Genomic DNA, 2,287 nt, shown 5'->3' with positions numbered 1-2,287 from the left:
CCGTTGCAGGTGTAGATCTGGATCTGCGTACCGTCGGCGGTGGCTCCGCTGCGTACGTCCAGGCACTTGCCGGCCAGCCCGGTGATCGGGCCGGTGCCGCCGCTGCCGCCGGTGCCCCGCACCAGGGTGAAGTCGTCGACGTCGAAGAGCCCCGAGCCCGAGCCGGTGAAGGTCAGGTAGACGTTCCGCAGGCCGGACGGGACATTGGACAGGTTGGTCGTGACGTCGGCAAAGGTGGTCCAGCTGCCGGTGTTCGGGACCGCCACCGAGCCGAGCACGGTGCCGGTGGTCGAGCCGGTGCGCACCTGGATCGTGCCACCCGGCCCGCCGGAGACCACCCGGGCCCGGAACGAGGTGACCCCGGTCAGGTCGAGGCCGTTGTACGCCGCCCAGTCCCCCGGGTCGATGTAGCCCAGCGTCTGGCCGCCGTTGGCGCCGGCCTTGGCGAACGCGGTGACCCCGCTGGCCGAGCTGAACGCCTCGGCCTGGACCGTGGTGTTGCCGCCCGGCGGGTTCGAGCCGCCCAGCTCCTTGACCCGGATGTTGCGGAACGACGCCACGTCGCCGGCACCGTGGTTCTGGATGCCGATGTGGCCGGCGAGCGATCGGACCGGGTCGGTGTTGGTGAAGTCGTTGATCTTCGAGCCGTTGAGGAAGACCTGTAGGCGCTCCCCCTCCACCAGCAGCTCGTAGGTGTTCCACTCCCCCGGCGGATTCAGCGCGGCGTCCCGGGCGGGGATGTCGGCGGACTTGAAGGTGTAGACGGCACCGGTGGTGCGGTCCGGGGCGTCGGTCGCGTCGATCTGGATCTCGTAGCCGTTGTTCACCGCCGACCACGGGTCACTCGACGGCGGGAAGCCGATGAAGACTCCCGAGTTGTCGTCCCCGTTGAGTCGCCAGTCCAGCTTCAGCGAGTAGTTGGTGAACTGCTTCGCGCTGTACCAGTACAGGCCCATCCCGCCGGACGAGGTGAGGGTGGCGTCGGAGTTGGTGAAGCCACCCGGCCCGGCCTGGGACCAGCCGGTGGTCGAGCCGTTGTAGAGCGTGGTGTAGCCGGTCTCCGGGCGACAGTCGGCCTTGGTGCGACCGGCCGCGTACCGGATGCCGCCGAGCAGGTGGGCCCGGAACGCCGAGTCGGCGTACGACGCCTGGGTGTGCCCGCCGCCGGTGTAGAAGGACCGGCCACCGCTGTAGGTCTTGCACCAGGCGATCGGGTGGTCGGCGCCCATCACGCCGCCCGAGTACGACGACTCGTCGAGATTGGCCAGCACCCGCGCGCCGGGGCGGGCGTTGGCCCGGTAGTCGTACCACTCGTCGGTGCGGGTCCAGGTCTGCGGCAGGTGCGCGGTGGCCGCGTGGGCCCGGTTCTCCACCCGGACGTTGGCCTGCTGGATGGCGGGGTGCGATTGGAAGTACGCCCCGACCAGGTTGCCGTAGAAGGGCCAGTCGTACTCGGTGTCGGCGGCGGAGTGCACCCCGACGTAGCCGCCGCCGGAGCCGATGTACGACTCGAAGGCGGTCTGCTGGCTGGCGTTGAGCACGTCCCCGGTGGTGTTGAGGAAGACCACCGCCTCGTACTGGGCGAGGTTGCCGGTGGTGAAGGCGGCGGCGTCCTCGGTGGCGGTGACGGTGAAGTTGTTCGCCGCGCCCAGGTCCCGGATGGCCTGGGTGCCGACCGCGATGGAGTCGTGCCGGAAGCCGGCCGTCTTGGAGAAGACCAGCACGTCGTACGGGGCGTCGGCGGCGCTGGCCGGGGTGGCCGGGGTGGTGCAGGCAAGGACGGCGAGGACGGCGGTGGCCAGGCCGAAGGCGGGTCGGAGGAGTCTGCGCATGTCGCTCTCCCAACGTAGTGGGTGTTAGGAGGGGCCCCCTATAGTGCACCAGGCGTTAACAGGGGGCCCCTCCTTTCTCAGGGAAGTACCCAGCGCTGGTTGGCGCCGGTGTGGCAGGTCCAGAGGTGCACGGGGGTGCTGTCGGCAGAGTTGTTGCCGGAGACGTCCAGGCACTTGCCGGACTGCGGGTTGCGCAGCGTGCCGTTCGACTGGGCTGCCCAGTTCTGCGCCCCGCTGCCGTTGCAGGTCCAGAGCTGGATCTTCGTGCCGTCCGCCGAACCGCCGCCGGAGACGTCCAGACACTTGCCCAACGCCCGGACCGTCGAGTTCGGCGTCACCGTCCAGGTCTGCGCGGTACTACCGTTGCAGGTGTAGATCTGGATCTGCGTACCGTCGGCGGTGGCTCCGCTGCGTACGTCCAGGCACTTGCCGGCCAGCCCGGTGATCGGGCCGGT

The 2,287-nt window shown here is 69.8% G+C and carries 2 protein-coding genes; both read right to left on the bottom strand.

Going from position 1 to position 2,287, the window contains the following annotated elements:
- On the bottom strand, nucleotides 1–1,832 hold a 1,832-nt coding region (locus tag AB0M52_RS33350), incomplete at its 3' end, for a ThuA domain-containing protein (protein ID WP_363961830.1).
- Nucleotides 1,833–1,909: 77 nt separating this feature from the next.
- Nucleotides 1,910–2,287 (bottom strand): RICIN domain-containing protein (locus AB0M52_RS33345; RefSeq protein ID WP_363961829.1); only part of this gene is annotated, 378 nt, incomplete at its 5' end.

It is taken from the genome of Micromonospora sp. NPDC051296, assembly GCF_040682255.1.
Lineage (GTDB): Bacteria > Actinomycetota > Actinomycetes > Mycobacteriales > Micromonosporaceae > Micromonospora > Micromonospora craterilacus.
The sequence above is the reverse complement of the archived record's forward strand: the minus strand, read 5'-3'. Positions and strand labels throughout refer to the sequence as shown.